Genomic DNA, 7,404 nt, shown 5'->3' on the forward strand with positions numbered 1-7,404 from the left:
GCCCCGATAGGGCCGGTGGCCACGGTACCAGGAGAAGTTGAGATCTGGACGCCAGGGAGGGAGGGTTGCTGCTGGCCCCGGGGGAACGGTCGAGCAGCTGCAGGTGATCGCCGCCTCGATGGCGGGCGCTGGCCAGCTGGTCGCCGGTGATCCGGTTCACCTGGTTGCCCTGGTGCTCGATGGCCATGGGGGAACCGGTGAGCTCGTGCTGGGCCCCGATAGGGCCGGTGGCCACGGTACCAGGAGAAGTTGAGATCTGGACGCCAGGGAGGGAGGGTTGCTGTTGCCCCGGGTTCGTCCCCGTGGGAACCCTAAGCGCCCCCACGGGGAGGGCATGTTAGGGTACTTATGTCTGTCCCTATATCTGCTCAAATTCAAAATTTGTCTTGGCTTGCGCCAGCAGGAGATCGGGGGTGAATCCTTGTTCAAAGGAATAGTGGAGCAGATCACAAATCAGGTCGGCAACAGCATCAGCCCGGTCGCCGGGTTCCAACTCTGCGGGGCTGCGGCCATAGTTCACGTTGTTAGTAAAAGTAGTCAGCGCTTGTTCTGCCCATTCGGCGCGGAGGTCATTAGTTGGAGTCATATTTTTCCTCTAATAAGAGCGATTATTTCCGGGGCCAATCCCCGTCTCGATGTGTGTAATTTATCATATATAGTAGTTGCAAGCTAGGGCATTATGTCCTAATATGTTTATGAAGGCCGGGCGTAGTGCTCTGGTCAAAGTGAAAGTAAGAGAAATAAGATGAAAACAGTTAAGTTGCATTTGCGGGGAAGAACTTTCCATCAGCTTTACCGGGAGTGGGAAAGAGAACGGCTCCTTGTATCTTATAAAGATGTTTCAGTGTGGGAAGTTGAACGCTACGGCGTTAAAAACGTCGCTCTTTTTCATCGCTATTTCAAATATATTCATCGTCTTATTTACTGCACCATCCATGTGAGAACTAATTATAGAGCTGCTGCGGTTGTCGCGCTTGGGGAGGAATGGCCTAATAAAAGGTTGTCTCTAAATATTATGTGGAGAAGTTGGATCGTTAAAAAAGCAAGTTAATTAAATTTGCCCTGGTAACGGCGGCAACCGTCCCAGGGCAACTCACGCTATTCATTTGAGAGGCATAGCTATGAGTCAGAGTGACTATATCAGAATTGCTCGTGAAATTCGTTATGCAATAGAGCATAAAGAGAGATTTCATATAGTAATGAAGGTTTTTGATTTTAACAATGTCTTGGCCGCGTTGAAATGTATCTGAGGGAGGGCAAGAAATGGATTCTATTGACGGAATAGAATGCTCATATGAGCAACTTTTGAATGAGCTTGGGCCCCGCCCCTCTTGGTCTGTAGGCCTATCTGCCCGAGCTGCCCACGCTTTGCTTAGGGCCGGGTGGGATTTTGATAAACTTAGCCGCGCCATTAGTGACGGCGTTGATCTCACCTTAATCCCTAATATTGGCCGGCGAACAGCTGCAGAGATAATCACATTTTTCACAGAGGGAACATCAAGTAATAGGGCTTAATGTCCTAATTTTGTTGACATGGTAGGGCATAATGCCCTATCATGTTTATGAAGGCCGGGCACCTCGCCCAGGTCAAAAGTGGATATATAAAATGTCTCAAGCTCAAGATTTCTCACCAATCACCTCCTCTCTCATTACTGAAGAGGCTCGCCTTACTTTCCTGCCAAAAATGTTTTTGAATCGTTTTATGCGAGGGGAGGCGCTTGTCTATGCTTGGCTTTCCAAGCTGTCCCCTGACTATCAGGGGGCATACTGGGACTTCTATTCACTTTCTAATGGGAGCTTTTATATGGCTCCTCGGCTTGACCATTCTTTGCATCTTACAGTGGGTGGCAATTGGTTTGATGCCGATCTCTCTGCTGATGCTGCGGGCATCGTGGCTACGCTCTATAGCCTGTGTCAGCTTACGTCAGAAATGGAGGGAACTGATGTAGGGGATGTGCTTATCGAACGTTATCACAGTTTGCGGGACTTCGTTCGGCATCACCCTGAAGCTGATTTGATTTATGCTGCTATCGATTGATATTAATGCCCCGCTTTGTCGGGGCATTTTTGGTGTTTCACGAATGCTGCTGTGTCGCTTCAAAATGAATAACATGAAACAATAAACTTTTTAGTGGACGCCAAAGGAGAAAATGATGGGCATTGATAAGGTGTGTGTTCGGCAAGAGTGTTTGCAGCCTGCTGATGTTTGGACTCGACCAATGGGGAGCGAGGTTAAAGAGGTTCTTGAATCTGCCGGTTTTTCGGCAAGTCAAGCTGCAAGGTCTATTGGTCTAACGTCCAAGGGGGGTGATCGCACGGTTCGTCGCTGGATATCAGAGGAATCTCCAATTCCTTACGCTGCCTGGGCCCTGTTGTGCGATTTCGCTGGACTGGGGATTATCTGGAAGCGTTAACTTTAGCAGCTAAAAATTATTTATTTCGATATATCCGCTTTTTTGCTTGATGGTTAGGGCAATATGTCCTATATTGATATTGAAAGTAGACTTCCAGGCAAAAAGATATTTTGGGCATGACGGTAATTTTCAAAACAGTTGAGCATTAGTGACGGCGGGGTTGTGGTGATATTTCCGGTGGCTGAAGTGCCCCGGATTACTCCGGGGCTGTGACCTAGTGCTGGAACACAAGGCCGCGCTCTATCTGGGTGTGGAGCAAGCAGCATTGAACACGTTCGCGTGTGGAGGGTCAAGTATGACTAACATCATAAAGTTCCCGCTCGTGGATTCACAGAGCGATAAAAATACTCCGGTGATTCAGGCGAAGCGCTCTGGCTTTGCTATGAAGGCGGTCTTGGTTACGTTCTGGCGCGCCCTATTGCGTACTGTTTGGGTTGTTACCGTTCTTATATGGCCGTTGTTGAAGTGGGCCATTTCAATTTATATTTTTTTCTTGCTCCTGCAGATGGTTGGGAGTTGGGATAAGCCTGGTTCGTATGCCGGTTGGACTTTCATTTTTAATTTCGCTGGCTTTGTGGCCCTTAACTATTTCGTTTCCATTTTTAAACCTAAAGGGCTATGAATAATATTTATCTTAAAATATCAAGGATATATTGGTTATGAGAGATCCCCGCAAACAACCTTTGCCAGGTGATGTTGTTACTCGCTTGGGTTGCACTAGAACCGTGATTGAAATAAAGAAAAACACTCGCGGCACTGTAACTCACGTTGTTTATGGCCATCCAACTAATAAAACACCTGAAATAGAAATCACAATATCTGGCTGGCGTAGCTGGGCAAATAATGATGCCATGATTGTTTTTCAGGCCTCAGTTGTATAGCGCCTTTCAACGTAACGAAGTGAGAGATTACTAAAATGGATATGAGTATGCCGACATTTGAGTTCCCTGGTGTTAGAGGTATTCAGGGAGAAAAGGCTTATTACACTATAGCTATTCCGTTTCGTGCACTGGCTCGTTTGTTGGCCATTGACACAGGTAACACCATGGACAGATCTCAGCGAGAAGTTGATCAGCGTCGCGCAGCTGCTGTTACATCTTATATTCAGAACAACCCAGGCGGATTTGTTTTGCCCTCCCTCACTGGTGTAATTAGTCATTCAGATATCGATTTTAGTGAGCATAAAGAGGGTTCCCTGGTAGGCACAATAAAACTTTCAATGGATGCTGAAATAAAACTTTTTGATGGGCAGCATAGAGCTGTAGGAATTATAAACTTGGTAAAGCAGTCTCCCGAATTGGCATATAACACCATTCCAGTTCAATTGTTTACAGACATGAGCTTGGTTTCTCGGCAACAAGCTTTTGCTGATATAAATAGTACGGCAAAGACTGTATCTGCATCACTAAATTCGGCATACGACCACCGCAATATAAGCGCTCAGCATATCGCCAAAATGATAGATAAGGTTGACGGTTGGATTAATCAAATCGAGTGGGATAAGGCTGCTTGCGCAGGCAAAAGTGAAAAACTTTTCCCATTTAAAGCCGTTATTGATGCAACTCGTTTGTTCCTGGGCAAAGGTTCTCGCGAAGATATCACTGAACATGATGCTTATTGTGCTGGTGATTTTTGGGCTAGGGCTGTCGTTCCGGCTCAGTGGCGTAACCCTAGGCTGTGGCCAGACCATTCATGTGTGGCTGGGAGAGAGAGTTACATCACGTATCATGTGGTGGGTTTGAAAGCTCTGGCGTTGTGGGGTCGCCAGGTGATTGAGTCAGGCACAGATATTGAAGTGGGGATTGATCGATTGTGTAAGGTAGCCCCCTTCTCGCGTTATGCCTCCCATTGGGAAGGTAAGTGCACTGACAGCGAGGGGCGAATGAAGTCCAACAAAGATGCCTTGATTGCTACGGTGCGCTATCTCTGTCTTATCACGGACATAAAACCCAGTGCCTCCCTTGGCCAGTGAGAAATAGTGAGCAAAAGCCCGGAAACAAATCCGGGTTTTTTTATGTCATTTTAGCGGCTAAAGTTGTTGACCATGCAACCGTGTTTAGCTAAACTATTCTCAAGGTCAGCGGCTGGAACCGCTGTTGTTTAGCAATCGGGTGTGGACTGTTATATGGGTGAAGTCCATGAAAAAACGATTATCCGAAGTCCAGTTTCAGGAGGCAATAAAGAACCTGGAAGTGGGTTTACAGACCATCGAAATAGCTCGGGGTGTGTTAGTCGAGGGTAAAACCCAGGCGTCGTTTGTAAAGGCCTTAGGGTTAACAAAAGGCGCAGTTTCACAAGCAGTAAATCGTGTCTGGATGGCGGCTCCTGGGAATCTCCCTGAAGGCTTCGAGCGAGTAACGGCAGTGCTGCCAAAACATCAAGCGTTCCTTGTCAAAAAATGGGTCGAGGAAGCAAAAAGGAAGAAGGAAACCTAGAAATGAAAACTCTGGTTACAGCAATTCAGAAAGGCGGTCAAGGGAAGACATTCGTATCTTGTCACTTGGCGTTTAATGCTCAAGAACGTGGCCTGCGGGTTGTTGTAATCGACCTAGATACTCAGGCTAACGCATCTTACACGCTGGAGGCTCACCAGTCTGGTTACTTGGCTAGCGAGCTTTTCAAGGGGGATGAATCAGGCCTTCGTCATTACTTTGGTCAGCGTGATAACGCAGGGATCACAGTATTGGCCGCAGACCCGACCTTGGCAAACTTGGAGAAAATGGAGTTGTCTCATGCCGCTGGTGCATTGCGGGCCAGTATTCGGGTGCTGAGTGAGTTTTTCGATGTGTGTTTGATTGATACTGCGCCCTCTCTTGGTGCGGGGATGACAGCCGCAGTTTTGGCTGCAGATTACATGTTGTCGCCGTTGGAGTTGGAGGCCTATAGCCTGCAGGGTATGAAAAAAATGGTTGCTGTGATTGGCAACCTCAGAGCTATGAATCCTAATCTGCGCTTTTTGGGCATGGTGCCAAATAAAGTGGATGCGAGAAAGCCTCGTCATATGAAGAATTTGGCGGCTCTGACGAAGGCATATCCGCAGCTGGTATTGCCATTCAAGATTGGTGATCGTGACAGTATTGCGGAGGCCCTGGGGGAGCAAAAACCAGTTTGGAAAGTCAAAAAAACTGCTGCTCGTAAGGCAACTGAAGAAGTGCGAGTGATGACCGAGTATGTGTTTCAGAAGATGGAGATTATCCAATGAGTTCCGCGAACGATAACGGTGTTGGTCTGGGTTTGGATGGTCTTGGCGACTTGTCTAGCCTTTTGAATCCTACAGCCCAGGTAGGGGCGGCATCAGGCCCTCTGGAGCTTTCTCTTGACCTGATAGAGGAAGATTTGAATCAGCCTCGCCTTGAGGATAATCCCGGGTTTAAACCTGAATTGATCGCTGAGATTGGTGAGACAATCAAAGAACGTGGCGTTAAACAGCCAATATCAGTTCGTGACAACCCGGAAAAACCTGGGCATTACATCATCAATGATGGTGCTCGCCGGTATCGCGCTTCTAAGTGGGCTGGCAAAGAAACTATCCCTGCGTTCGTCGATAATGATTTTGTGCCAGACGATCAGGTTATTGCAAATATTCAACGTGAGGGGCACACCCCCCGAGAAATCGCAAGACTTATTGAAATGCGTATTGCATCAGGAATGAATAAGGGGGAAATAGCTAAACGCTGGGGAAAATCCCCCTCATATATCACCCAGCATGCTAATTTGCTGAAATTGCCTCCTCAAATTGCAGCTCAATTTGATTCTGGGCGAGTTACTGATGTTACCGTTATCAGTGAATTGGTTACGGCCTTTAAAAAGAACCCTGATGAAGTTGCTGCTTGGTTGGAAGATGATAGCCAAGAGCTAACAAGGGGCTCTGTGAAGTTGATGCGGGAATATATCGAAGATAAAAAGCATCAAAGAGATCCGAGCACCATTGATGCGTTCACTGGTAAAACAGACGGTGAGGAAAATAATAACGAGTCAACCGACTTGGAACCACAGAACAAGAAGAAAAAACAGAAAAGTGAGCCCGACCCTGAAAAGTTGAAAAAAGCCATTGTCATGGTCAAGCACGATGAACGCATGGGGCGGCTAATTACTTCGCGTAGGCCATCGGCTGATGGGTGGGCCTGGATCAAGTATGATGATGATGGCCATGAGTTTGAGGCTGATTTGGGAACAGTGCAGCTGATGGCTGTAATGGAAGCGTAACGGCAAAACAAACCATTGATAACCCCATGAGAACAAAGTCTTGTGGGGTTTTTTTCGTCAATGTCGCTTGCAGTGAATGACGTGGTATTTCCTAGCTTTCATCAAGGATAAATAGACTCTATGATGGAGGCGTTTTTGTGTCACATAGCAGCAGGCCATGCTGGCCTTGTTCGCTTGTGTGCTATCTATACATCCCTTGAATATCAGGAGTTATCTGTGAACGAGTTTCTGAAAGTGTTATTGAATATTCGTAGCTTACGGGCGGCTATGCGGGAACTGCCGTTTGAACAGTTGCAGGAAATTAAGGAGAAGTTCGACACTGTTGTTGAAGAACGGCTGGCAGCCGCAAAGGCTGAACAGGTTGCCAGAGAGCAACATGAGAAAAAAATTGCAGAATATATAGAGTTGTTGGCGGCTGAGGGCCTATCTCCAGAAGATCTATTGGCAGGTAATGCGGCGGCGGCTGTAACTGCGGCTCCAAAGGCCAAACGAGCTCCTAGACCACCAAAGTATCGCTATTTAGTCGATGGCGAAGAGAAAACATGGACTGGCCAGGGCCGTATGCCCGCTCAGATTGCGGCGGCCATAGAAGCTGGCAAGTCACTGGATGATTTCTTGATCGTGTAGACAACCATAGGGGCGGTAGCAATTCCGCCCCTACCCCCTACCCTATTATCCGGCAATGCGGATCCGGTGCACCTGGTTGCCCTGGCGTTCCCTGGGCGTGGTACAGCCGCCCGGCAGTGTCGGTGGCCACGGTACCAGGACAAGTCGTGATCTGGAT

The 7,404-nt window shown here is 47.6% G+C and carries 11 protein-coding genes; 10 read left to right on the plus strand and 1 reads right to left on the minus strand.

The window, feature by feature from the left end:
- Nucleotides 1–37 precede the first annotated feature (37 nt).
- Nucleotides 38–253 (plus strand): hypothetical protein, encoded by a 216-nt coding sequence (locus tag BN1115_RS22410; protein ID WP_156135282.1) that lies wholly within the window; start codon nucleotides 38–40, stop codon nucleotides 251–253.
- A gap of 105 nt (nucleotides 254–358) precedes the next feature.
- Here BN1115_RS22410 and BN1115_RS16700 read toward each other — a convergent pair whose 3' ends face one another.
- Entirely contained in the window at nucleotides 359–586 is a 228-nt protein-coding gene (locus BN1115_RS16700; RefSeq protein WP_042658033.1) for a hypothetical protein, read from the minus strand.
- A 159-nt stretch (nucleotides 587–745) separates the two neighbouring features.
- Between BN1115_RS16700 and BN1115_RS21915 the strand changes: the two genes are divergently transcribed.
- From BN1115_RS21915 to BN1115_RS16740, 9 genes are all read left to right on the plus strand, one after another.
- Complete coding sequence (locus BN1115_RS21915; RefSeq protein ID WP_082034883.1) at nucleotides 746–1,051, plus strand: hypothetical protein; 306 nt, start codon at nucleotides 746–748, stop codon at nucleotides 1,049–1,051.
- 555 nt (nucleotides 1,052–1,606) lie between these two features.
- A complete protein-coding gene (locus BN1115_RS16705; protein ID WP_042658034.1) occupies nucleotides 1,607–2,038 on the plus strand; it encodes an antirestriction protein in 432 nt (143 codons plus the stop codon).
- A 671-nt stretch (nucleotides 2,039–2,709) separates the two neighbouring features.
- On the plus strand, nucleotides 2,710–3,036 hold the full coding sequence (gene kleE, locus BN1115_RS16715; RefSeq protein ID WP_050070526.1) for a KleE stable inheritance protein: 327 nt from the start codon (nucleotides 2,710–2,712) through the stop codon (nucleotides 3,034–3,036).
- 37 nt (nucleotides 3,037–3,073) lie between these two features.
- Nucleotides 3,074–3,295, plus strand: coding sequence for a hypothetical protein (locus tag BN1115_RS21920; RefSeq protein ID WP_080560615.1), 222 nt, complete (start codon nucleotides 3,074–3,076; stop codon nucleotides 3,293–3,295).
- Between the two features lie 47 nt (nucleotides 3,296–3,342).
- Nucleotides 3,343–4,386 (plus strand): DNA sulfur modification protein DndB, encoded by a 1,044-nt coding sequence (locus tag BN1115_RS16720; protein ID WP_042658036.1) that lies wholly within the window; start codon nucleotides 3,343–3,345, stop codon nucleotides 4,384–4,386.
- Between the two features lie 166 nt (nucleotides 4,387–4,552).
- Nucleotides 4,553–4,849, plus strand: a complete 297-nt coding sequence (locus BN1115_RS16725) for a TrfB-related DNA-binding protein (protein WP_042658040.1) — start codon at nucleotides 4,553–4,555, stop codon at nucleotides 4,847–4,849.
- A 2-nt stretch (nucleotides 4,850–4,851) separates the two neighbouring features.
- On the plus strand, nucleotides 4,852–5,616 hold the full coding sequence (locus BN1115_RS16730; RefSeq protein WP_042658037.1) for a ParA family protein: 765 nt from the start codon (nucleotides 4,852–4,854) through the stop codon (nucleotides 5,614–5,616).
- Nucleotides 5,613–6,620, plus strand: coding sequence for a ParB/RepB/Spo0J family partition protein (locus tag BN1115_RS16735; RefSeq protein WP_042658038.1), 1,008 nt, complete (start codon nucleotides 5,613–5,615; stop codon nucleotides 6,618–6,620). Before BN1115_RS16730 ends, BN1115_RS16735 begins: the two co-directional genes overlap by 4 nt.
- Before the next feature lie 216 nt (nucleotides 6,621–6,836).
- Complete coding sequence (locus BN1115_RS16740; protein WP_029314892.1) at nucleotides 6,837–7,247, plus strand: H-NS family histone-like protein; 411 nt, start codon at nucleotides 6,837–6,839, stop codon at nucleotides 7,245–7,247.
- Nucleotides 7,248–7,404 lie beyond the last annotated feature (157 nt).

It is taken from the genome of Aeromonas allosaccharophila (genome assembly GCF_000819685.1).
Lineage (GTDB): Bacteria > Pseudomonadota > Gammaproteobacteria > Enterobacterales > Aeromonadaceae > Aeromonas > Aeromonas allosaccharophila.